The sequence below is a fragment of the Sphingomonas prati genome (genome assembly GCF_014643515.1).
In the GTDB taxonomy this organism is placed as follows: Bacteria; Pseudomonadota; Alphaproteobacteria; order Sphingomonadales; family Sphingomonadaceae; genus Sphingomonas_R; species Sphingomonas_R prati.
Map to the genome: position 1 here is coordinate 99002 of NZ_BMJP01000003.1, position 22437 is coordinate 121438.

Consider the following 22437-nt stretch of genomic DNA (forward strand, 5'->3'; position numbering starts at 1 on the left):
CCGACCGTCAGGGTCGCCTGTTCACTGTCCCCCGGCGATCGCGCCCTCCGCCGCGGTGGTCAGTCCGGTCCACTTGCCCGCGAACGCCCACAGGTCGGTATATTCCTCGATGATCTTGTCGGTCGGCTTGCCCGATCCGTGCCCGGCGCGCGTCTCGATCCGGATCAGGTGCGGCTTGTCGCCCACCTTCGCCGCCTGCAACGTCGCGGTATATTTGAAGCTGTGGCCCGGCACGACGCGGTCGTCCGTATCGGCCGTCGTCACCAGCACCGCCGGGTAAGGCTTGCCGTCCGCGATGTTGTGATAGGGCGAATACGCGCGCAGCACGCGGAAATCGGCCTCCTTCGACGGGTAGCCATAATCGTCAGTCCAGTAACGCCCGGCCGTGAACCGGTCGAACCGCAGCATGTCCATCACCCCGACCGCGGGCAGCGCTGCGGCGAACAGGTCCGGCCGCTGGTTGACGACCGCCCCGACCAGCAGGCCGCCGTTGGAGCCGCCGCGGATCGCCAGCTTGCCCTTCGTCGTGATCCCCTGCGCGATCAGATATTCGCCCGCCGCGATGAAGTCGTCGAACACATTCTGCTTGTTCTGCAGCCGCCCGGCGTCGTGCCACGCATTGCCATATTCGCCGCCGCCACGCAGCGATGCCTGCGCATAGACTCCGCCCATGTCCATCCACGCTAGGTTCGCGGGCGAGAAAGACGGCGTCATCGAAATGTTGAACCCGCCATAGGCGTACAGCATCGTCGGCGCGCCCTTGTCGAGGTTCAGCCCCTTCTTGTGCACCACGAACAGCGGGATCTTCGTGCCGTCCTTCGACGGGTAGAAACGCTGCTCCACCACGTAGTTCGCCGGGTCGAACGCCACCTTGGGCATCGCCCACGGCGTCGCCTTGCCGCTGGCGATATCATAGCGATAAATCGCGCTCGGCGTGTTGAAGCTGGTGAACGCAAAGAACGTCTCGCTGTCGTCCTGCTTGCCGCCGAACCCGGCGACGCTGCCGATCCCCGGCAACGCGACCGTCCGCACCGGCTTGCCGTCGAGGCCGCTGACCCGCACCTCGCTCTTAGCGTCGACCAGATATTCCGCGACCAGCTTGCCGCCGACAATACCCGCGCCCTGCAGCGTCGCCTTGTCCTCGGCGATCACCGGCGTCACGACCGGCGCGGCGCCTGCCACGGCGACCTTCACAACGCGCAATCGCGGCGCTTCCAGGTCGGTGACGAACCAGAAATCGCTGCCCTCGTTGCCGGCGACCATCCAGTTGTTCTTAAGACCCGTGAATAGCGGCTGCGGTGTCGCGCCGGGCTTGGTCAGGTCGAGCAGCGTGATGTCGTTGCGCGAGTCGGTCCCCTCGGACGTGTAGATCACCAGCCAGCGGCCATCGTCGGTCACGCTGCCATAATGGCCCCACTTCGGATGCGCCGGGGTCTCGTAGACCAGCCGGTCTGCGGACTGCGGCGTGCCGAGGCGGTGGAAGTAGAGCTTGCTGTTCAGGTTGACCGCCTGGAACGTGTCGCCTGCCGCCGGTTCGGGGAAGCGCGAGTAATAGAAGCCCGAGCCGTCCTTCGCCCAGCTGCCGTTGCTGGTCTTCACGAACTTGATCTCGTCGGTCATCACCTTGCCGGTGTCGACGTCGAGCACCTTCAGCGTCCGCCAGTCGGTGCCGCCGTCCTGGATCGAATAGACGATCCGCTTGCCGTCCTCGGACGGGTTCCAGTCGGACAATGCGGTCGCGCCGTCCTTCGCCCACAGGTTGGGATCAATGAGCAGCCGCGGCGTGCCGTTCAGCGTATCGCGGACGTACAGCACGGCCTGGTTCTGCAACCCGGTGTTGCGCGTGTAGAAATAACGCCCGCCCGACTTCCGCGGCAGGCCGAACCGCTCGTAGTTCCAGAGCGCCTTCAGCCGCTGGGCGATCGCCTCGCGACCGGGCAGCGTCTTGAGATAGGCGTCCGTCACGGCGTTCTCGGCCGTCACCCACTCGCGGACCTTCGGGTCCTGCCGCACGTCGTTTTCGAGCCAGCGATAGGGGTCCTTCACCGCCTCGCCGAACTGCACGTCGGCGACGGTGCCGCGCTCGGTCTTGGGATAGGTCAGGGCCTGGGCGGAAAGCGGCATGGCGGACACCGAAAGCAGGAGGGCAAGAACAGGACGCAACATGGGGGGCGCACTCCGGACAAACGAGAAGGGCCGGAGACTATCGTCCCCGGCCCTTCCCGCAAGTCAAAAGCCGTGAGCTAATCAGGCTTCGTCTTCATACTCGTCCTGCGCCTGGACCGGACCGGAGTCCTGACCCTTGGCAGACATGTCGCGATCGACGAATTCGATGATGGCCATCGATGCCGCGTCCGAGGCGCGGATACCGGCCTTGATCACGCGGGTGTAACCACCGGCGCGCGTGGCATAGCGGTCGGCAATCACGTCGAACAGCTTCACCAGCTGCGTGTCGTCGAGCATGCGGGCATGCGCCAGACGACGGTTAGCCAAGCCACCCTTCTTCGCCAGCGTCACCAGCTTTTCGACGTAAGGCCGCAGTTCCTTCGCCTTGGCGAGGGTCGTCGTGATCTGCTCATGCTTGATGAGCGCCGCCGACATGTTGCGGAACATGGCCGTACGATGGCTGCCCGTCCGCTGAAGTTTCCGTCCGCCTACACGATGGCGCATAATCCACACTCCGTTCGTTCAGGGGCCGTGTCAGGTACCCCGGACCAGGCGGTGAAGGGCACCGCCAAACCCATTCCCCCAACGCGATCGCGCCGGGTCAAATCCTTCGAAGTTGTCAAAGTTGCGGTGTAAAACGGCTCCGCAACTTCGACCGGCCTCAAAACTCCTGTTCGAGCTTCTTGGCCATTTCCTCGATATTCTCGGGCGGCCAGCCGGGGATTTCCATCCCAAGCCGCAGCCCCATCGACGCCAACACTTCCTTGATCTCGTTCAGCGACTTGCGGCCGAAATTCGGGGTGCGGAGCATCTCGGCTTCGGTCTTGCCGACCAGATCGCCGATGTAGATGATGTTGTCGTTCTTGAGGCAGTTCGCCGAACGGACCGACAATTCCAGCTCGTCCACCTTCTTGAGAAGGTAGCGGTTGAGCTGGTTGCTGTCGCCTTCCGGATCCACGCCACCCGAGGACGGCGGCACGGCGATCCCGATCGGGGCCGAGGCCGACACCATCGAATCGTCGAAGTGGACGAACAGCTGCAACTGGTCCTGCAGGATGCGCGCGGCATAGGCCACGGCGTCGTCAGGGGTCACGGTGCCGTCGGTTTCGATGTTCAGCGTGAGCTTGTCATAGTCCAGCTCCTGCCCGACGCGGGTGTTCTCGACCTTGTATGCCACCTGGCGGACGGGCGAGTACAGCGCATCGACCGGGATCAGACCGATCGGCGCATCGGCCGGACGGTTGTTCGCGGACGGGACATAGCCCTTCCCGACGTCGGCGGTCAGTTCCATGTTCAGAACGGCGCCCTCGTCGAGATGGCACAGCACGAGCTTGGGGTTCATGACCTCGATGTCGCCCGACGTGGCGATGTCGCCCGCGGTGACCTCGGCCGGTCCGGTGACCGACAGCTGAAGGCGCTTCGGCCCTTCGCCCTGCATGCGCAGCGCGATCTGCTTGACGTTCAGGACGATGTCGGTGACATCTTCGCGCACGCCGGCCAGCGACGAGAATTCGTGCAGCACGTTCTCGATCTTGATCGAGGTGACGGCCGCCCCCTGAAGCGACGACAGCAGCACGCGGCGCAGCGCGTTGCCCAGCGTCAGGCCGAAGCCGCGCTCGAGCGGTTCGGCAACGAACGTCGCCTTCCGCTTCCCGTCGCCGCCGGCCTTCTTCTCGAGGCCATGCGGCTTCTTCATTTCCTGCCAGTTCTTGGCGTTGACAGCCATGAGTGTCCCTCGACGTTGGGCAACGAGGCGCGTCCGCCCCGGCCAGGAAGTTCGCGGACGGAGCCGAACGGCCCCGCCCCGGTAATCAGACGCGACGGCGCTTGGACGGGCGTACGCCGTTGTGCGGGATCGGCGTCACGTCACGGATCGACGTGATGTGAAAACCGACTGCCTGCAATGCACGCAACGCCGACTCGCGACCGGAACCGGGGCCCTTGACCTCGACTTCGATCGTGCGGACGCCGTGCTCGGACGCCTTCTTGCCGGCGTCTTCCGCGGCGACCTGCGCTGCGTACGGCGTCGACTTGCGGCTGCCCTTGAACCCCATCATGCCGGCCGAGGACCAGGCAATGGTGTTGCCCTGTGCGTCGGTGATCGTGATCATGGTGTTGTTGAAGCTGGCGTTGACGTGGGCGACGCCCGACGTGATGTTCTTACGCTCGCGCCGCTTGATGCGCTGTGGTTCGCGTGCCATTTTTCGATGGTCCTACTATATTCTGTTGCTGCTTCCGCCACCGCGCTCTCGCGCGCTGCCGGAGAAGTAAGCGGTCGCTCGCTTGTGGCGAGCGCCTCTGCTTACTTCTTCTTGCCGGCGATCGGCTTGGCCTTGCCCTTGCGGGTGCGCGCATTGGTATGCGTACGCTGGCCGCGGACCGGCAGGCCCTTGCGATGACGCAGGCCGCGGTAGCAGGCCAGATCCATCAGGCGCTTGATGTTCATCGCCACCGTGCGGCGAAGATCACCCTCGACCGTGTGGCCGGCGTCGATCGCTTCGCGGATCTGCAGGACTTCCTGGTCGGTCAGGTCCTGCACGCGGCGGGTCCGGTCGATGCCGAGCTGCTCGGTGAGCTGCAACGCCTTGGTGCGGCCGATGCCGTGAATATAGGTCAGCGCGATTTCGACGCGCTTGTTGCTCGGGATGTTTACACCCGCGATACGTGCCATGTGATACTTTCTCCTGCTCCACGGGCGGCTGGCTGACCGACCCATCTCGACGCGTGGGCCCGCGAAACGAATCATTCGCTACGGACCACCCGAAAACCGGAAAACCGACGCGCGCATAGGAACGCCGCCGGGTCTGCCTCTCGGGATGGGCGGGGGTTAGGGCTTCCCCCCTCCACTGTCAAGCCAACCCGAAGGAAGGGCGACCCGTCGCGTCACGACCGGTCGCCCCGAAACCCATCGGCCCGTAATGCGTGCGGTCAGGCGACCACGCGCACCGGTACCGACTTGGCCGCCAGCGTCTGCGACTCGATGTCGTGATGCTTCAGCGGGATCAGCGGATTGCACTCGGGATAATAGGCCCCGATGCAGCCGATCGGCACTTCGTACGGCACGATCCGCAGGCCGAGCACCGACCGGTCATGGCCGTCGTCGTAGATCGTTTCCAGCCCGACGATCTGGTCCGCCGCCAGCCCGAGCCGTTCGATATCCTCCGGGTTCATCAACACCACCTGGCGCGAACCGGAGATGCCGCGGAACCGATCGTCATAGCCGTAGATCGTCGTGTTGAACTGATCGTTCGACCGCAGCGTCATCAGCCGCAGCGTCTCGGGCGTATCGGCGAACCCGGTCGAGTCCAGCCCGGTCGGCAGCTGGATCTGCGCCTTGCCGCTCTCGGTCAGCCACTTGCGTCCGCGTACCGCATTACCCTTGTCCAGTCCGCCCGGCACATGCATCCGCGCCTCGTAGTCGCGGAACTTCTCCGGGAACGTCGCCTCGATGGCGGTCCGGATCAGGCGGTAGTCGCCGACCCAGGCATCCCAGTCGAGCTTCGGATTGGGGTCGAGGATTTCCTTGGCCAGCCGACCGACGATCGCCGGCTCCGACATTAGATCGCCGTCCGGCGCCTTGCGCGTGCCGATCGAGGCGTGGATGCAGCTCGTGCTGTCCTCGATCGATACGGTTTGCGGCCCGGTCGCCTGATCGTCGCGCTCGGTCCGGCCGATGCACGGCAGGACATAGGCGATCTTGCCGGGTAGCAGGTGGCTGCGGTTGAGCTTCGTCGCGACATGGACGGTCAGCGACAGCGACTGCCAGACGGCCTCCATCCGGTACGTGTCCGGGATCGCGCGGACGAAATTGCCGCCGAGCTGAATGAACGCATCCACCTCGCCCGCCAGGATCCCCTCGCACGCGGTGGTGGTGTCGAGGCCCTCTTCGCGCGGCGGCTTGAAGCCATATTGCGCGGCCAGGATGTCGAGCGGCGCATGTTCCGGCTTGTGGCCGATGCCAACGGTCCGCTGACCCTGCACGTTGCTGTGCCCGCGGACCGGACAGATGCCCGCCCCCGGTTTCCCGAAGTTCCCGCGCAGCAGCAGCAGGTTGACGAGCATGTCGACATTCTCGGTGCCGCGGACATGCTGGGTCAGGCCCATGCCGTAGACCGCCATCACCGCCTTGGCCTCGGCATAGACGCGCGCGGCCGCGATGATGTCGACGCGCGGCAGGCCGGACGCCGCCTCGATCGCCTCCCAGCTCGTGCCGCGGGCGCGCTCGGCCAGCGCCTCGTAGCCCGTCGTGTGTTCGGCCAGGAAATCATGGTCGAGGAACGTGCTGCCCCCCGCCTTCCCGCCGGCGGCGTCGTCCGCCTCGATCAGCCATTTGCACATGCCCATCAGCACCGCGATGTCGCCGCCGGTCTTCACCTGATGATATTGCGTGCTGATCGGCGTCGACGTGCCGAGCGCCATGTCGAGCGGGTTCTGCGGATCGGCGAACCGCTCCAGCCCGCGCTCCTTCAGCGGGTTGAACGTCACGACCTTGCAGCCGCGCTTCACCGCGGTGCGCAGCGGATGGAGCATGCGCGGCGAGTTCGACCCGACATTCTGCCCGAAGAACAGGATTGCGTCGGCATGCTCGAAATCGTCGAGCCGCGTCGTGCCGACCGCCTCGCCGATCGTCTTCTTGAGCGCGACGCCGGTCGTCTCGTGGCACATGTTCGAGCTGTCGGGCAGATTGTTGCAGCCGTACATCCGCGCCATCAGCTGATACATGTAGCTGGTTTCGAGCGAGGCGCGGCCGGACGAGTAGAACACCGCGCGCTTCGGATCGCGCGCCTTGATCCTGCGCAGTTCCGCGCCGATTTCTGCGAATGCCGCGTCCCACGTCGTAGTGCGATAGGTGTCGGTCGCCGGGTCGTAGCGCACCGGATGGGTCAGCCGGCCATGCTGTTCCAGCTCGTAGTCAGACAGGTCGCGCAGCGCGGTCACAGGATGCGTCTCGAGCCACTCGGGCGAGGTGCGATAACCGGTCGCCTCCCACGCGGTCGCCTTGGCGCCATTCTCGCAGAATTCGACCGGGTGGGGATGCGCGGGCTTCGACCAGGCGCAGCTGACGCACTGGAAACCATCGGTCTTGTTCTGGCGGCGCAGCAGGTTCGCCATGTCGAGCGGGTCGAGCTTCTCCTTGGGCAGGATCGCCGCCATGCCCTTCATCGACCCCCAGCCGCCGGCGGGTCCTTCATAATCGGTGATCTGGGCCTGCGCGGGGCCGTGGTCGTCGCTTTTGTGCTTGGTCATCTGGAACACCCGTTCTGATCGTCACCGTACCAACGCCGTGACAACCGGAACCGGTCCGCGCCGGCGAAGGTTTCTTGGGCTAACCTATGACACTGCCGGAGTTGCCCGATGCCCAAAACCCCAATCGCCTTCGACTACACGCTCGAAACCGTGGCGCCGGACGAGGCGGAAACGCACGCCGAGCTGTCGCGCACGCTGATGGGCATCCAGCACACCGTCAACGACGATCATGGCCACGCCTATCGCAGCGTCCACGCCAAGAGCCATGCGCTGCTGGAGGCGACGTTCGAGGTGGTCGAGGGTCTGCCGAGCGAGCTAGCGCAGGGACTGTTCGGCACCGCCAAGAGCTATCCCGCAGTCGTGCGGATCTCGACCAATGCGGGCGATCCGCTGCCCGACACAATCTCGCTGCCGCGCGGGATGGCGGTGAAGGTGATCGGCGTCGAGGGCGCGCGGCTGCCCGGGTCGGAGGACGACCAGGTTCAGGATTTCGTGATGGCCAACGGCAAGGCGTTCGCGGCCAAAGATGCCAAGGCGTTCATGAAGAACCTGAAGCTGCTCGCCGGCACGACCGACAAGGCGGAATGGGGCAAGAAGGCCATTTCCGCGGTGTTCCGCACGGCGGAACGCGCGCTCGAGGCGGTCGGCACGGAGAGCACGTTTCTCAAGACGATGGGCGGCTATCCGAACTCGCACCCGCTCGGCGAAAGCTATTTCAGTCAGGTGCCGATCCGGTTCGGCGACTATGTCGGCAAGATCGGCGTGTTCCCCGCGTCGCAGAGTTTCACCGCGCTCGAAGGCAAGGAGATCGCCGTCGACGGCCGCGCCGATGCGATCCGCGAGCAGATGAACCGTGTGCTCACCACCGACGGCGGCGTGTGGGAGATGAAGGTGCAGCTGATGCGCGACGTCGAGGCCAACCCGATCGAGGACGCCTCGGCGGTCTGGCCGGAGGAGGACAATCCGTACCTGACGGTCGCGCGTATCCGCATCGCGCCGCAGACTGCGTGGAGCGAGACCCGCGCGACGGTCGGCGACGACAAACTGGCGTTCGCGCCGTGGCAGGGACTTGCGGCGCACCAGCCGCTGGGCGGGATCATGCGGGCGCGCAAGCTGCCCTACAAGAATTCCGCCGGGTTACGCGGACAGCTGAACGGCTGCCCGATGCATCAACCGCGTGAGGCAGTGAAGCTGCCGGCCTGAACCTCGAATAGCGGGCTCGTCGGCCAGACGGTCGCCGAGCCCCTGCCCCGTCAGCCATCATCCCGGACTTGATCCCGGATGATGCTTTTTCAAAGGCGACGCTGGAAGTGATGTCCCGGATCAAGCCCGGGACGACATTGCAAGCTAGAGCGGAGCTCGCTCCAGGCCCTCAGCGATCCAGGATCGCCGCAACGGCAGTGGTCACATCGCTGATGTCCGCCATGCCGTCGACACGCTGCACCAGCCCGCGGCTCTCATAATAAGGCAGGATCGGCGCGGTCTTGGCGCGATACTCTGCCATCCGGGTCCGCACGGTGGCAGCGTTATCATCCGGGCGGCGCTTGAACGTCGTCGATCCGCAGACGTCGCAGACGCCCGCGACCTTCGGCTGCTGGAACGTGTCGTGATAACCCGCGCCGCAATTCGCGCAGGTGAAGCGGCCCTCGACGCGTGCGACCAGCGCGTCCTCGTCGACGACCAGTTCGATCACATGATCGAGCGTCCGGCCGCGTGCCGCGAGCAACGCATCGAGCGATTCCGCCTGCGCCTGCGTCCGGGGATAGCCGTCGAAGATCACGCCGCGCGCGGTGTCCGGCTGGTCCAGCCGTTCGCCCAGCACCTGGCTCATCAGCTCGTCGGGGAACAGCTTCCCCGCCTTCATGATGCCGTCGGCCAGTTGGCCGATCTCGCTGCCGGACGCGACCGCTGCGCGCAGCATGTCGCCGGTCGAAACCTGGACCATGCCGCGATCGCGTTCGAGACGGGCGGCCTGCGTGCCCTTGCCCGCCCCGGGCGGCCCAAGCAGAATGATGTTCATGTGGCCGCGGCTCCCCTCGCGTTGATCCCTGGTGACCGGCTCAGCGCCGCACGCCACCCTTCAGCTTCGCCTTCTTGATCAGGTCACCATATTGGTGCGCCAGCAAGTGGCTCTGGATCTGCGTCACCGTGTCGATCGTGACGTTGACGACGATCAGCAGGCTCGTCCCACCCAGGTAGAACGGAATGCCCGCCCGCGCGACGATATACTCGGGCACCAGACAGATGAAGGTCAGGTACGCCGCGCCCAGCACGGTGATACGCGTCAGGACATAGTCCAGATAGTCCGCGGTCGACTTGCCCGGACGGATGCCGGGCACGAACCCGCCATAGCGCTTCAGGTTGTCGGCGGTCTCTTCCGGATTGAACACGACGGCGGTGTAGAAGAAGCAGAAGAAGATGATCCCGGCCGCGTAGAGCGACATGTACAGCGGCGTGCCGTGCGCGAGATACTGGTTCAGCCCGATCAGGAAATCGCCCCAAGCGCTGTCGCCCTCAACGCGCTTGCCCGCGAACTGCGAGATCGTCAGCGGCATCAGCAGCAGCGACGACGCGAAAATCGGCGGGATGACGTTGGCGGTGTTGATCTTGAGCGGCAGATGGCTGCGGTCCGCCTGCATCATGCCACGCGCGGTCTGGCGCTTGGGATACTGGATCAGGACGCGGCGCTGCGCGCGCTCCATGAAGCAGATGAACAGGATCAGGCCGATGACCAGCGCCAGCACGCCGATGATCAGGATCGGCGACAGCGAACCGGTCCGGCCGCCTTCGAGCACGTTGACGATCGTCTTGGGGATCGCCGCGACGATGCCGGCCATGATGATCAGCGACACGCCGTTGCCGATCCCGCGGCTGGTGATCTGCTCGCCCAGCCACATCAGGAACATCGTGCCGCCGATCAACGACAGCACGGTCGTGAAGCGGAACAGGTACGGATCGACCACCACGGCGGCGATGCCCTGCGTGCTGCCCCAGCTCTCGAGCCCGACGGCGATGAAATACGCCTGGATCGCGGTCAGCCCGACGGTGCCGTAGCGCGTATACTGGTTGAGCTTCTTGCGACCGCTCTCCCCTTCCTTCTTGATCGCGGCGAGCTGCGGCGACAGCGAGGTCGCGAGCTGCACCACGATCGAGGCGGTGATGTAGGGCATGACGCCGAGCGCGATGAGGCTCATCCGCTCAAGGCTGCCGCCCGAGAATGTGTTGAAGAAGTCGAGCACACCGCCGCGGGTCTGCGAAAACAGCACCTCCAGCGCGCGCGGATCGATGCCCGGCAACGGCACGTGGCTGAGCAACCGGAACACGATGAGCGCGCCCAGTGTGAACCAGAGGCGCTTCTTGAGGTCGGTCGCCTTGGAGAATTGCGACAGGCTAACGTTCGCTGCCAGCTGTTCCGCTGCGGATGCCATAGGGTATCAGATCCCGGTAAAAAATGGCGGCGGGAGACCCGCTCACCGCCGCCACATATAGTCGTACCGACCGGTTTGTCTAAGCCGAAGGGGACGGGCTGCCGTGCGGCCTGCCCCATGCCCCCTCGCCGTTCGGTTCGGGCCGGTCGCGAACGACCTAGCCGAGGCCCGCCCAGCGGGTCCGAACATGCCGTTTCCGACGCGTTCGGACCGCCCGGCGGGCGGAACAGGATCAGCCCTTGGCGGCTGCCTTCTTCTCGGCCTTGTCGGCGGCGCGCACGGTCTGGACTGTGCGATGCTTGGCCTTGGCCTTCTCGGCTGCCGGCTGGACGTAGATCACCTCGACGCTGCCGCCGGCGGCTTCGATGGCTTCCTTGGCGCCCTTGGACACGCCGGCCACGCGGAAGCTGAGCTTCGACGAGAACTCGCCCTTGCCGAGCAGGCGCACGCCGTCCTTGCCGCCGCGCGCGATGCCCGCTGCCTGCAGTGCCTCGTGATCGATCACGCCGTCCGACGCCAGCGTGCCGGCCTCAACCAGCTTCTGGATCGTGCCCAGGTTGGCTTCGGCATAATCCTTGGCGAAGATGTTGTTGAAGCCGCGCTTCGGGATCCGCATGTGCAGCGCCATCTGGCCGCCTTCGAAGCCCTTGATCGAGACGCCCGAACGGCTCTTCTGGCCCTTCTGACCGCGGCCGGCCGTCTTGCCCAGGCCCGAACCGATACCACGGCCGACCCGGACGCGGCTCTTGCGCGCGCCGTCATTGTCACGGATTTCATTGAGTTTCATGGGGTAGCACTCGCTTTCGCTATGTTCGCGCGGGATGGGAAGCGGTGGCGCATAGCGACACCGGACCCGTTTGTCACCCCCATGCAACATTGCAGCAGTTCAGCCGCACTGTTGTCAGGCCGACTGTTCGACCTCCGCGACGGCGTACCCGGCCCGCTCCGGCACGATCCGGTCGAGCAGGCGCGCGGCCGGCCCGACGAACGGCAGCACGGCGAGCGCCCCCAGGACATTGAACAGGACATGCGCGTTTGCAATCCGCTGTCCCGTGTCGGAGGCCGTCACCGATCCGAACCGCGCCAACGCGTCTATCAGCATCACTCCGACCGCCACCGACAGGATGTTGAACAGCAGGTGGAAGATCCCCGCCTTCACCGCCGACCGCGAACGGCCGACCGTCGCGAGCAACGTATCTGCGCAGGTCCCGATCTCCGCACCGAGCATGATCGCCAGCCCAGCGGGAAGCGTTATCAGCCCGCCACCCGCCAGCGTGATGACGATCCCCATCATCGCCGACGAGGACTGGATCGCGACCGTGGCGAGCGCGCCTGCCAGAACACCGAGCCACGGGTTCTCCAGTTGCTTGAGTGCGTCGAGGATCGCAGGGCTCTCGCGGAGCGGTTCGGCTGCGGTACCGATGATGTTCAACCCGAAGAGGACGAGCCCCAGTCCGAGCAGGATATTGCTGTGTCGGGTCGCGGCGTCCGACTTGCCCATCATCCTCCAAAGCAACGCTGCCGCGATCAGCACGGGCGCGAACTTGTCGACATCCCAAGCGAATAACTGACTCGAAAAGGTCGTGCCGATATTGCTGCCCAGAATCACCGGCAAAGCCGACCCGAACGCGATCAGCCCGGCGTCGACGATCGTAATGACGAGGATGATAACCACCGACGACGAATCGAGCGCCACGGTGGCGACCGTACCGACACCCAGCGCTGAAAAGCGGTTCGACACCGATCGTTGGAGCAGCCACTGGAACCGCCCGCCGCTCGCATTCTTCAGCGCTGTCGCGAGGATGTCGACACCGTAGAGGAACAGCGCGAGGCCACCGAGACAGCCCATGGCGAATGTCAGCCAGTCGATTTCTGCCTTACCGCCCGCCGCAGGTGCAGCAATACCGGCCGTCGCGCAGAGGACAGCGACCGCGGCCGCGAACAGCACGGTTGAGGCGGTCCGCCACGTCGAAGTTCCGATGCGGTCCATGTGGTTACACTGACGCCGCCGCATGACGAGACGAAGACTCAGGTGACCAGAGGGTCGGCTCCCCTCGGACCATAGAAAAAGGCCGCCCCACCCTTTCGGATGGAGCGGCCTTTTTGGTTCTCGCAAGCGATCGTAGGGTTCAACCCTCGACCTTCACCATGTGAGCGACCTTGCGGATCATGCCGCGGACCGAAGGGGTGTCCTCCAGTTCGCTGGTCTTGTGCATCTTGTTCAGGCCGAGCCCGACCAGCGTGGCACGCTGGCTGGGTTCGCGGCGGATCGGGGATCCGGTCTGGGTGACCTTGATGGTTGCCATGTCGCTTACTCCGCGATCGCAGCCGCGTCGGCTTCGGCAACCTCGGCGGAAGCACCGCCACGACCCAGCAGGTCGGCGATCTTCTTGCCGCGGCGCTGTGCCACCGACTTCGGACTGGTCTGTTCCGTCAACGCTTCGAACGTTGCGCGGATCATGTTGTAGGGATTGCTCGTGCCGGTCGACTTGGTGACCACGTCGGCGACGCCCAGGCTTTCGAAGATGGCGCGCATCGGGCCACCCGCGATGATGCCGGTGCCGGGAGGTGCCGAGCGGAGGTACACGAGGCCCGCACCGAAATGACCGCGGCCATCATGGTGAAGCGTGCGACCGTCGCGAAGCGGAACGCGGACCATTGCCTTCTTGGCAGCGGCGGTGGCCTTCGTAATCGCTTCCGGCACTTCGCGAGCCTTGCCGTGACCGAAGCCGACCCGACCCTTGCCGTCGCCGACCACGACCAGCGCCGCGAAGCCGAAGCGCTTACCGCCCTTGACCGTCTTCGACACGCGGTTGATGTGGACGAGCTTTTCGATCAGCTCTTCGCCGCCATCGTCGCTTCCGCCACGCTGGCCGTCACGCCGACCGCGATTGTTGCCGTCACGACCGCCACGCTGGCCGCCGGGACCGCTGCGGTTGCCGCCGGGGCCACCGCGACCCGCACCACCACCGGGACCGCCACGACCACCGCCGGGACCGCCACGACCGGGGCCGCCCGGACCACGATTGTCGCCGCGGGGCTGCTCGGTCGGTGCCGGCGTGCCCTCTGGGGCCGCCTGGTTCTGGATTTCGTCAGCCATTTAGAACTCCAATCCGCCTTCGCGGGCCGCATCGGCGAGCGCCTTGACGCGCCCGTGGAACAGGAAGCCACCGCGATCAAACACGACGCGGGTGACACCCGCTGCCGAAGCCCGCTCGGCCACGCGCTTGCCGACATTCGCGGCTGCTTCCGCAGTCGCGCCGGTCGTGCCGCGCACGTCCTTGTCGAGCGAGGAGGCGGACGCCACGGTCCGGCCCTGCGCATCGTCGATCACCTGGGCGTAGATGTGACGCCCCGAACGGTGGATCGACAGACGGGGACGGGCCCCGCCCTTGGCACGCAGTGCCGTGCGAACACGCTGGCGCCGCTTTGCAAAGAGAGACAGCTTGGCCATTACTTCTTCTTCCCTTCCTTGCGGAAGATGAACTCGCCGGCGTACTTGATGCCCTTGCCCTTGTAGGGCTCGGGCTTGCGCCAGCGGCGGATCTCGGCCGCGACCTGTCCGACCTTCTGCTTGTCGTTACCGGTGATGTTGATCGTCGTCTGGTCCGGCGTCGCGATCGTGATCCCCTCGGGGATGTCGTAGTTCACGTCGTGGCTGTAGCCGAGCTGCAGCTTCAGGGTCTTGCCCTGAAGATTGGCGCGGTAGCCGACACCGGTGATCAGCAGCTTCTTGGTGAAGCCGTCGGTCACGCCCGTGACGAGGTTCTGGACCATCGTGCGCTGCATGCCCCAGAAGGACCGCGCCCGCTTCGTCTCGTTCGCCGGCATGACCTGCACGCCGCCGTCCTCGACCGAATAGGTCACTTCATCCTGCAACGGCATGGTGAGCGTGCCCTTGGGACCCTTCACCGAAAGCAGCTTGCCCTCGATCTTGGCTTCGACGCCCGCAGGCATCGGAACCGGCTTTTTACCGATGCGGCTCATCAGAAGACCTCCGCGAGGACTTCGCCGCCGACATTCTGGTCGCGCGCTTCCGCGTCGGACAGAACACCCTTTGGCGTCGAAACGATGGTGATGCCGAGGCCGTTGCGGATCCGGGGAAGCTCCTGGCTCCCCGAATAGACGCGGCGGCCGGGCTTGGAGACGCGGGCGACATGCTGGATCGCCGGCTGGCCCTCGAAATACTTCAGCTCGATACGCAGGCCGTCATGGCCGGCGACCGGTTCGCTGGAATAGCCGCGGATATAGCCTTCGCGCTGAAGGACATCGAGCACACGGGCACGCAGCTTGGATGCGGGGGAAACCACGCTATCCTTGCGCGCGCGCTGGCCGTTGCGGATGCGGGTGAGCAGGTCGCCCACGGGATCGGTCAAAGACATAGGGGGTCCTTACCAGCTCGACTTCGTAACACCCGGAATCATGCCCTTGTTGGCAAGATCACGCAGAGTGATGCGAGAGAGACGGAACTTGCGATAATAGGCACGCGGGCGGCCGGTCATCTCGCAGCGATTGCGCACCCGCGTGGGGTTCGCATTGCGCGGGATTTCGGCCATCCGCAGCCGTGCGATGAGCCGCTCGGACTCATCATTGCCTTCGTCGTTTGCGATCGCCTTCAGTGCGGCATACTTGCCGGCATACTGCTTCACGAGCTTCTTGCGACGCTCGTTCTTGTTGATCGAACTCAGTTTCGCCATGACTTAAGTTCTCTTTCCTACGGTCGGCACGCTCTTAAGCGGCCTTCTTCTCTTCAGCCGGCGCGACCGGCTGCGGGAACGGGAAACCGAACAGACGGAGCAACTCGCGCGCCTCGTCATCGGTGTTGGCGGTGGTCGCAATAATCACGTCCATGCCGCGGACCTGGTCGACCTCGTCGTAGCTGATCTCCGGGAAGATCAGCTGTTCCTTCAGGCCGGTGGCATAGTTGCCGCGGCCGTCGAACGACTTGTCGGACAGGCCACGGAAATCGCGGACGCGCGGGAGCGCGATCGTGACGAACCGGTCGAGGAACTCGTACATCCGCTCGCGGCGCAGGGTGACCTTGCAACCGATCGGCATATGCTCGCGCAGCTTGAACTGGGCGATCGACTTCTTGGCCTTGGTCACGACGGCCTTCTGGCCGGCGATCTTGGTCATTTCGACCGCGGCCTTCTCGACCTTCTTCTTGTCCTGCGTGGCTTCGCCGACGCCCATGTTGAGCACGATCTTGCTCAGCCGGGGCACCTGCATCGGGTTGGTGTAACCGAACTTCTCGGTCATCGCCTTGACGATGCGGGCTTCGTAATCCGCCTTGAGGCGCGGCGTATAACGCTCGCTATTGGCTTCAGCCACCGATCTTCTCCCCGGACTTCACGGCCACGCGGACCTTCTTGCCGTCGTGCATCTCGAACCGGACGCGCGTGGGCTTGCCCGTCTTGGGATCCTCCAGCGCGACCTTCGACACGTGCAGCGGCGCTTCGAACCGATCGAGACCGCCCTCGGGCTGCCCCTGCGTCGGCTTGCGATGACGCGTGGCGATGTTGACGCCGGCGACGATCACTTTCGAATCCTTGGGCATCGCCTTGGTGATCTCACCATGCTTGCCCTTGTCCTTGCCGGACAGGATGACGACCTTGTCGCCCTTCTTGACCTTCATTCCGCTCATCACAGCACCTCGGGGGCGAGCGAGATGATCTTCATGTGGTTCTTCGCGCGCAACTCGCGGACCACCGGGCCGAAGATACGAGTGCCGATCGGCTCCTCGTTCTTGTTGACCAGGACCGCAGCGTTGCCGTCGAAGCGGATCGTGGAACCGTCGGGACGATGAATGTCCTTTGCGGTCCGCACGATCACCGCACGGTGAACGTCGCCCTTCTTAACCTTGCCGCGGGGAGCGGCTTCCTTAATCGATACGACGATGATGTCGCCGACCGTCGCGAAACGACGCTTCGAGCCACCCAGCACCTTGATGCACTGGACGCGCTTGGCACCGCTGTTATCCGCAACGTCGAGATTGGACTGCATCTGGATCATGTGTCAGTCCTCCTTCAGGCGGCTGCGACGGGCGTGGCATGGACATCGACACGGTCGAGCACCTTCCACGTCTTCAGTTTGGAAATCGGTGCGCACTCTTCGATCCGGACCGTCTCGCCTTCGCGGAACGTATTCGTCTCGTCATGCGCATGGTACTTCTTCGAACGACGCATGATCTTGCCGTACACAGGGTGCTTCACCTTGCGTTCGACCGAGACCACGATCGTCTTGTCGGTCTTGTCGGAGACCACCGTTCCGGTCAGCACGCGCTTCGGCATGGCTGGCGCTCCTTACTTGGCAGCCGAGCGGTTACGCTCGGTCTGGAGGGTCTTGATCTGCGCGATCGTCCGGCGGACCACACGAACCCGACTGGGCTTTTCCAGCTGGTTGGTGGCAGCCTGGAAGCGCAGGTTGAACTGTTCCCGCTTCAGCTCGGTGAGCTGCGTCGACAGCTGGTCGTCCGTAGCGGACTTCATGTCTTCAATCTTCGCCATGTCACTCGGCCTCGTGGACGGACTCGCCCAGACGGGCAACGACCTTGGTCTTGATGGGCAGCTTCTCCATCGCACGCTCGAAAGCGACGCGGGCGATCGGACCGGGGACACCGTCGAGCTCGAACAGGATGCGACCCGGCTTCACGCGGGCGGCCCAGAATTCGGGCGAACCCTTGCCCGAGCCCATGCGGACTTCGGCAGGCTTCGACGAGACCGGCACGTCGGGGAAGATGCGGATCCACAAACGCCCCTGGCGCTTGATGTGACGCGTGATCGCGCGGCGTGCCGCTTCGATCTGGCGTGCGGTGATCCGATCGGGCTCCATGGCCTTGAGGCCGAAGGCACCGAAGTTGAGCGACGTTCCACCCTTGGCGTCGCCATGGATCCGGCCCTTGAAGGCCTTGCGGAATTTCGTGCGCTTTGGTTGCAGCATGTCTTGTACCTTCTGACACCGTAACGACGGTCGATCAGGCCAACTGGATAAGGGGAGGCGCGGCCCTACGCGATTATCGCGCGGTGCGCCACCCCCTCATGTTCAGCGTGCCGGACGAACCCCCGAGGTCTGTGCTTCCATCATGAGGCGGTCCTGCGCGAGCGGATCATGACCAAGGATCTCACCCTTGAAGATCCAGACCTTCACGCCGCACACGCCATAGGCGGTGTGGGCTTCGGCCTCGGCATAATCGACGTTCGCGCGCAGCGTGTGCAGCGGCACCCGGCCCTCGCGGTACCATTCGGTCCGCGCGATTTCCGCGCCGCCCAGACGGCCGGCGCAGGTGATCCGGATCCCCTCGGCGCCGAGACGCAGAGCGGACTGCACCGCACGCTTCATGGCACGACGGAACGCGATGCGGCGCTCGAGCTGATCGGCGACGCCCTGGGCCACGAGCTTCGAGTCGATCTCGGGCTTGCGGATCTCGACGATGTTCAGCGACACGTCGCTGGTGGTCATCTTGCCGAGCGTCCGGCGCAGCTTTTCGATGTCCGCACCCTTCTTGCCGATGATCACGCCGGGGCGTGCGGCATAGATGGAGATGCGCGCGAGCTTGGCGGGACGCTCGATCACGACCTTGGAGATCGCGGCCTGCGGCAGCGAGGTCATGATGTGCTTGCGGATCTTCAGATCCTCGAGCAGCAGACGACCATAGTCGGCGCCTTCGGCGTACCAGCGGCTGTCCCAGGTACGGTTGATCTGCAACCGCATCCCGATCGGGTTGGATTTCTGACCCATTATTCGGCCTCCTGCTCGCGCACGACGATCCGGACGCGCGAGAATGGCTTGATGATCTGGGTCGAACGACCGCGGGCGCGCGTGGCGAACCGCTTCATGACCAGGCCCTTGCCGACCGATGCTTCCTTCACGACGAGGGCGTCCACGTCGAGATTGTGATTGTTTTCCGCGTTGGCGATCGCGGACGCGAGGCACTTGCGCACATCGACGGCCATCGCCTTGGTGGAGAACTGGAGGATGTTGAGCGCGTCGCTGGCCTTGCGGTTGCGGATGAGCGCCGCCACTAGGTTCAGCTTCTGCGGCGAACCGCGAACGGAGGTGGCGACCGCGAGGGCCTCCTTCTCGCCGACGCGGCGCGGGCTAACGGACTTCGACATCAGCGCTTGCCCTTCTTGTCCGCGGCATGGCCGGGGAAGTAGCGCGTGGGCGCAAACTCACCGAGCTTCATGCCGACCATGTCCTCGTTCACCGAAACCGGCACGAACTTGCGACCGTTGTAGACGCTGAAAGTCAGGCCCACGAACTGCGGCAGGATGGTCGAACGACGCGACCACGTCTTGATGGCACCACGGGTGCCGCCGTCTGACGCCGCCTCGGCCTTCCGCAGAAGGTGGAGATCGACGAACGGACCTTTCCATACGGAGCGGGCCATGATTACCTCTTCTTCTTCGCGTGACGCGAACGGATGATCATCTTGTCCGTGGACTTGTTCGACCGGGTGCGTGCACCCTTGGTCGGCTTGCCCCACGGGGTGACCGGGTGACGACCGCCCGATGTCCGGCCTTCACCACCGCCATGCGGATGGTCGACCGGGTTCTTGGCGACGCCGCGGGTCAGCGGACGCTTGCCCAGCCAGCGGTTGCGGCCGGCCTTTGCAAGGTTGGTGTTGCCGTTGTCCGGGTTGGACACGGCACCGACAGTGGCCATGCAGTCGGACCGGATATAGCGCTGCTCGCCCGAATTGAGGCGAACCATCACCATGCCCTTGTCGCGACCGACAACCTGCACATAGGTGCCGGCGGCGCGAGCGATCTGGCCACCCTTGCCCGGCTTCATCTCCACATTGTGGACGATGGTGCCGACTGGAGCCTGGCCGATTTCCATGGCGTTGCCCGGCTTCACGTCGGTACGCTTGGCGGCGACGATGACGTCACCCGGTGCCAGGCGCTGCGGCGCGATCACATAGGATTGTTCGCCGTCCTCGTAGTTGACGAGGGCGATGAACGCCGAGCGGTTCGGATCATATTCCAGGCGCTCGACGGTCGCGGGCTGATCCCACTTCCGACGCTTGAAGTCGATATGGCGATAGGACTGCTTGTGACCGCCCGCGATACCGCGTGCCGTCGCATGGCCCTGGTTGTTACGCCCACCGGACTTGCTCTTGCCTTCGGTCAGCGCCTTGACGGGCTTCCCCTTCCAGAGCGACGACTTGTCGACGAGGATCAGGCCACGGCGGGCCGGGCTCGTCGGGTTATAATGCTTGAGTGCCATATCGCCCTCAGATCCCGGTGGTGACGTCGATGGTCTGGCCGGCGGCCAGCGTCACGATCGCCTTCTTCATGTCGGAACGGGTATAGTCCTTACCCTTCCACTTCTTGGTCTTGCCCTTGACCAGCATCGTGTTGACGCCCGTCACGGTGACCGAGAACAGTGCTTCGACGGCAGCCTTGATTTCAGGCTTCGTCGCACTGGTCGCGACCTTGAACACGACCGCATTATGCTCGGAGAGCAGGGTCGTCTTCTCGGTGATGTGCGGCGCGAGGACGACGTCGTAGTGACGATCCTCGACCGACTTGGCGGCTTGCTTAGCCATTGAACCGCGCCTCCAGCTTTTCGACGGCCGCGCGGGTCAGGACCAGCGTGTCGTGCTTCAGAATGTCGTAAACATTGGCGCCCATGGCGGGCATCACGTTGATCGACCGCAGGTTGCCGCTCGCCATCGCGAAGCTCTGCTCCACCATGTCGCCGTCGATCACCAGCGTGGTCCGGCCGAAACCGAGTTCCGACAGCGATGCCGCCAGCGTCTTGGTCTTGGCGTTCTCCAGGGACAGCGTGTCCATGACGATCAGCTTGCCGTCCTTCGCCTTCGACGACAGCGCCATGCGCAGGCCGAGCGAACGAACCTTCTTGTTCAGCGACGGATTGAAGTCGCGGACCCGCGGGCCGTGCGCCTTACCACCACCGATGAAGATCGGGGCGCGACGATCGCCGTGGCGAGCCGTACCGCCGCCCTTCTGGCGACCGAACTTCTTGCCGGTGCGGGCAACGTCGGAACGCTCGCGCGCGCCACGTGCCGTACCCCGGCGCTTTTCCAGCTGCCACGTCACGACGCGGTGCAGGATGTCGGCGCGCGGATCGAGCCCGAAGACGTCGTCGGCGAGATCGATATCCCCGCCGGCTTCGCTGAGCGATGAGATCTGAACCTTCATGATCAGCCCTCCTGGCCATCAGTGGTGGTCGCAGGTGCTTCGGCCGGAGCCTCGGTCTGCTGAATGTTCGCGGTCGAAGCCTTGGGCTTCACCGAACCCGGCGTGGGGGAATCGGCATGCGCCGAAACCTTGACCGCGTCCTTCACCAGCAGCCAGCCGCCCTTCGAGCCCGGCACGGAGCCCTTCACGAAGATCAGGCCACGCTCGACGTCCGTCTGGACGATCTCGAGGTTCTGCTGGGTCCGGCGCTTGTCACCCATGTGACCGGCCATCTTCTTGTTCTTGAAGACCTTGCCCGGATCCTGGCGCTGACCGGTCGAACCGAGCGAACGGTGGGAGACGGACACACCGTGGGTTGCGCGCAGACCACCGAAGTTCCAGCGCTTCATGCCGCCGGCAAAGCCCTTGCCCTGCGTACGGCCGGCGATGTCGACCAGCTGGCCAACGGCGAAATGGTCGGCGGAGATTTCCGCGCCCACTTCGAGGAGGCTGTCCGCGTCGACGCGGAATTCGGCGACATACGCCTTGGGCTCAACTTCAGCCTTGCCGTAATGGCCACGCTGCGGCTTCGCCACATTCTTCGCCTTCGCGGTGCCCGCGCCCATCTGGACTGCGGTGTAGCCGTCGCGGTCGGCTTCGCGGTGCGAGATGACCTGCGCGCCTTCCAGGCTCAACACGGTCACGGGCACATGCCGGCCGTCGTCCTGGAACAGGCGGGTCATGCCCATCTTCTTCGCGATCACGCCACTGCGCATGATCTTGTCCTTCCCTTCAGAGGCTCCCAACTGCGCGGGAGCGTGATTACGAAAAAAGCCCCGCGCTGCTGCACGGAGCCCACCCTGGTCGTACCGATTATGCCCCCGTCCGGGCTGCTGTCCTGATCCGCCGGCAAACCGGTATCACAGAAGACGGGGACTCGGTCACCGGCAAGCCGGTCGGTATCCCTGCTCTTCCACCACGATCGACGAATCGATCATGAAAAAGCGACAGCGGGGTGAATCACCCCGCTGCGATGCGCATGCCTTAGGCGAGTTTGATCTCGACATCAACACCTGCGGCAAGATCGAGCTTCATCAGTGCGTCGACCGTCTGCGGGGTCGGCTGCACGATGTCGAGGAGACGCTTGTAGGTCCGGACCTCGAACTGCTCGCGCGACTTCTTGTCGACGTGCGGGCCACGGTTGACCGTGAACTTGTCGATGTGCGTCGGAAGCGGGATCGGACCCCGGATGAGTGCGCCGGTGCGACGGGCGGTGTCGGCGATTTCGCCGGTCGCCTGATCGAGCACGCGGTGATCGAACGCCTTGAGGCGAATGCGGATATTGGTGTCCATGTCCCTACCGATGCGAAAGAGCCTGCCCACGTGCCACGTTCCTGCCGGAACGGACGGGGCTTCCATTAAACGCGAACCGGCCGACTCCCCTGTTCGGG

At 64.8% G+C, this 22437-nt stretch carries 31 protein-coding genes; 1 reads left to right on the top strand and 30 read right to left on the bottom strand.

Features of this window, described 5'->3' with window-relative positions; genetic code table 11:
* Positions 1–21: 21 nt before the first annotated feature.
* The 6 genes from IEX50_RS10975 to IEX50_RS11000 all read right to left on the bottom strand — a co-directional run bounded on the left by IEX50_RS10975 (position 22) and on the right by IEX50_RS11000 (position 7413).
* Positions 22–2124 (bottom strand): prolyl oligopeptidase family serine peptidase, encoded by a 2103-nt coding sequence (locus tag IEX50_RS10975; RefSeq protein ID WP_229673914.1) that lies wholly within the window; start codon positions 2122–2124, stop codon positions 22–24.
* A 123-nt stretch (positions 2125–2247) separates the two neighbouring features.
* Entirely contained in the window at positions 2248–2670 is a 423-nt protein-coding gene (gene rplQ / locus IEX50_RS10980; protein ID WP_157175967.1) for a 50S ribosomal protein L17, read from the bottom strand.
* 157 nt (positions 2671–2827) lie between these two features.
* Complete coding sequence (locus tag IEX50_RS10985; RefSeq protein ID WP_184075236.1) at positions 2828–3892, bottom strand: DNA-directed RNA polymerase subunit alpha; 1065 nt, start codon at positions 3890–3892, stop codon at positions 2828–2830.
* Between the two features lie 85 nt (positions 3893–3977).
* Positions 3978–4367 (bottom strand): 30S ribosomal protein S11, encoded by a 390-nt coding sequence (rpsK, locus tag IEX50_RS10990; protein ID WP_076072635.1) that lies wholly within the window; start codon positions 4365–4367, stop codon positions 3978–3980.
* A 101-nt stretch (positions 4368–4468) separates the two neighbouring features.
* Positions 4469–4837, bottom strand: a complete 369-nt coding sequence (gene rpsM / locus IEX50_RS10995; protein WP_157175969.1) for a 30S ribosomal protein S13 — start codon at positions 4835–4837, stop codon at positions 4469–4471.
* Between the two features lie 257 nt (positions 4838–5094).
* Complete coding sequence (locus tag IEX50_RS11000; RefSeq protein ID WP_157175970.1) at positions 5095–7413, bottom strand: FdhF/YdeP family oxidoreductase; 2319 nt, start codon at positions 7411–7413, stop codon at positions 5095–5097.
* 108 nt (positions 7414–7521) lie between these two features.
* On the opposite strand from IEX50_RS11000, the gene IEX50_RS11005 reads away from it, so the two are divergent.
* Positions 7522–8616, top strand: coding sequence for a catalase family protein (locus IEX50_RS11005; RefSeq protein ID WP_157175971.1), 1095 nt, complete (start codon positions 7522–7524; stop codon positions 8614–8616).
* Positions 8617–8785: 169 nt separating this feature from the next.
* Here IEX50_RS11005 and IEX50_RS11010 read toward each other — a convergent pair whose 3' ends face one another.
* From IEX50_RS11010 to rpsJ, 24 genes are all read right to left on the bottom strand, one after another.
* Positions 8786–9433: an adenylate kinase gene (locus IEX50_RS11010; protein ID WP_157175972.1), complete on the bottom strand. Its 648-nt coding sequence runs from the start codon at positions 9431–9433 to the stop codon at positions 8786–8788.
* Positions 9434–9473: 40 nt separating this feature from the next.
* A complete protein-coding gene (secY, locus tag IEX50_RS11015; RefSeq protein ID WP_157175973.1) occupies positions 9474–10841 on the bottom strand; it encodes a preprotein translocase subunit SecY in 1368 nt (455 codons plus the stop codon).
* A gap of 232 nt (positions 10842–11073) precedes the next feature.
* Positions 11074–11628 (bottom strand): 50S ribosomal protein L15, encoded by a 555-nt coding sequence (rplO, locus tag IEX50_RS11020; protein WP_157175974.1) that lies wholly within the window; start codon positions 11626–11628, stop codon positions 11074–11076.
* Positions 11629–11742: 114 nt separating this feature from the next.
* Positions 11743–12831 (bottom strand): Na/Pi cotransporter family protein, encoded by a 1089-nt coding sequence (locus tag IEX50_RS11025; protein WP_184075233.1) that lies wholly within the window; start codon positions 12829–12831, stop codon positions 11743–11745.
* 139 nt (positions 12832–12970) lie between these two features.
* Positions 12971–13147, bottom strand: coding sequence for a 50S ribosomal protein L30 (gene rpmD / locus IEX50_RS11030; RefSeq protein ID WP_157175976.1), 177 nt, complete (start codon positions 13145–13147; stop codon positions 12971–12973).
* A 5-nt stretch (positions 13148–13152) separates the two neighbouring features.
* On the bottom strand, positions 13153–13941 hold the full coding sequence (rpsE, locus tag IEX50_RS11035) for a 30S ribosomal protein S5 (protein WP_157175977.1): 789 nt from the start codon (positions 13939–13941) through the stop codon (positions 13153–13155).
* The gene (rplR, locus tag IEX50_RS11040) at positions 13942–14295 is read right to left on the bottom strand and encodes a 50S ribosomal protein L18 (protein ID WP_157175978.1); all 354 of its coding nucleotides are present in this window, start codon (positions 14293–14295) and stop codon (positions 13942–13944) included.
* Positions 14295–14828: a 50S ribosomal protein L6 gene (gene rplF, locus IEX50_RS11045; protein WP_157175979.1), complete on the bottom strand. Its 534-nt coding sequence runs from the start codon at positions 14826–14828 to the stop codon at positions 14295–14297. Before rplF ends, rplR begins: the two co-directional genes overlap by 1 nt.
* Positions 14828–15223, bottom strand: coding sequence for a 30S ribosomal protein S8 (rpsH, locus tag IEX50_RS11050; protein WP_076072649.1), 396 nt, complete (start codon positions 15221–15223; stop codon positions 14828–14830). The genes rplF and rpsH overlap by 1 nt, the downstream gene beginning before the upstream one ends.
* Positions 15224–15232: 9 nt before the next feature.
* On the bottom strand, positions 15233–15538 hold the full coding sequence (gene rpsN, locus IEX50_RS11055) for a 30S ribosomal protein S14 (protein WP_076072650.1): 306 nt from the start codon (positions 15536–15538) through the stop codon (positions 15233–15235).
* A 34-nt stretch (positions 15539–15572) separates the two neighbouring features.
* The gene (gene rplE, locus IEX50_RS11060) at positions 15573–16172 is read right to left on the bottom strand and encodes a 50S ribosomal protein L5 (protein ID WP_076072651.1); all 600 of its coding nucleotides are present in this window, start codon (positions 16170–16172) and stop codon (positions 15573–15575) included.
* Positions 16165–16485, bottom strand: a complete 321-nt coding sequence (gene rplX, locus IEX50_RS11065; protein WP_076072652.1) for a 50S ribosomal protein L24 — start codon at positions 16483–16485, stop codon at positions 16165–16167. Before rplX ends, rplE begins: the two co-directional genes overlap by 8 nt.
* Entirely contained in the window at positions 16485–16853 is a 369-nt protein-coding gene (rplN, locus tag IEX50_RS11070; RefSeq protein ID WP_076072653.1) for a 50S ribosomal protein L14, read from the bottom strand. The genes rplX and rplN overlap by 1 nt, the downstream gene beginning before the upstream one ends.
* Before the next feature lie 14 nt (positions 16854–16867).
* A complete protein-coding gene (gene rpsQ, locus IEX50_RS11075) occupies positions 16868–17131 on the bottom strand; it encodes a 30S ribosomal protein S17 (RefSeq protein WP_157175980.1) in 264 nt (87 codons plus the stop codon).
* A gap of 12 nt (positions 17132–17143) precedes the next feature.
* The gene (rpmC, locus tag IEX50_RS11080) at positions 17144–17347 is read right to left on the bottom strand and encodes a 50S ribosomal protein L29 (RefSeq protein WP_157175981.1); all 204 of its coding nucleotides are present in this window, start codon (positions 17345–17347) and stop codon (positions 17144–17146) included.
* 1 nt (position 17348) lies between these two features.
* Complete coding sequence (gene rplP, locus IEX50_RS11085) at positions 17349–17780, bottom strand: 50S ribosomal protein L16 (protein WP_076072657.1); 432 nt, start codon at positions 17778–17780, stop codon at positions 17349–17351.
* Between the two features lie 102 nt (positions 17781–17882).
* Positions 17883–18578, bottom strand: a complete 696-nt coding sequence (rpsC, locus tag IEX50_RS11090; protein WP_076072659.1) for a 30S ribosomal protein S3 — start codon at positions 18576–18578, stop codon at positions 17883–17885.
* On the bottom strand, positions 18578–18955 hold the full coding sequence (rplV, locus tag IEX50_RS11095; protein ID WP_076072661.1) for a 50S ribosomal protein L22: 378 nt from the start codon (positions 18953–18955) through the stop codon (positions 18578–18580). The genes rpsC and rplV overlap by 1 nt, the downstream gene beginning before the upstream one ends.
* Complete coding sequence (gene rpsS, locus IEX50_RS11100) at positions 18955–19230, bottom strand: 30S ribosomal protein S19 (RefSeq protein WP_076072662.1); 276 nt, start codon at positions 19228–19230, stop codon at positions 18955–18957. The genes rplV and rpsS overlap by 1 nt, the downstream gene beginning before the upstream one ends.
* A gap of 2 nt (positions 19231–19232) precedes the next feature.
* Complete coding sequence (gene rplB, locus IEX50_RS11105) at positions 19233–20069, bottom strand: 50S ribosomal protein L2 (RefSeq protein WP_076072664.1); 837 nt, start codon at positions 20067–20069, stop codon at positions 19233–19235.
* A gap of 7 nt (positions 20070–20076) precedes the next feature.
* Positions 20077–20391: a 50S ribosomal protein L23 gene (locus IEX50_RS11110; protein ID WP_157175982.1), complete on the bottom strand. Its 315-nt coding sequence runs from the start codon at positions 20389–20391 to the stop codon at positions 20077–20079.
* Positions 20384–21007 carry a 50S ribosomal protein L4 gene (rplD, locus tag IEX50_RS11115; protein WP_157175983.1) on the bottom strand — a complete coding sequence of 208 codons (624 nt, stop codon included), beginning with the start codon at positions 21005–21007 and terminating at the stop codon, positions 20384–20386. Before rplD ends, IEX50_RS11110 begins: the two co-directional genes overlap by 8 nt.
* Positions 21008–21009: 2 nt before the next feature.
* Complete coding sequence (rplC, locus tag IEX50_RS11120; protein WP_157175984.1) at positions 21010–21762, bottom strand: 50S ribosomal protein L3; 753 nt, start codon at positions 21760–21762, stop codon at positions 21010–21012.
* A gap of 268 nt (positions 21763–22030) precedes the next feature.
* Positions 22031–22339 carry a 30S ribosomal protein S10 gene (gene rpsJ / locus IEX50_RS11125; RefSeq protein ID WP_076072670.1) on the bottom strand — a complete coding sequence of 103 codons (309 nt, stop codon included), beginning with the start codon at positions 22337–22339 and terminating at the stop codon, positions 22031–22033.
* Positions 22340–22437: the final 98 nt, after the last annotated feature.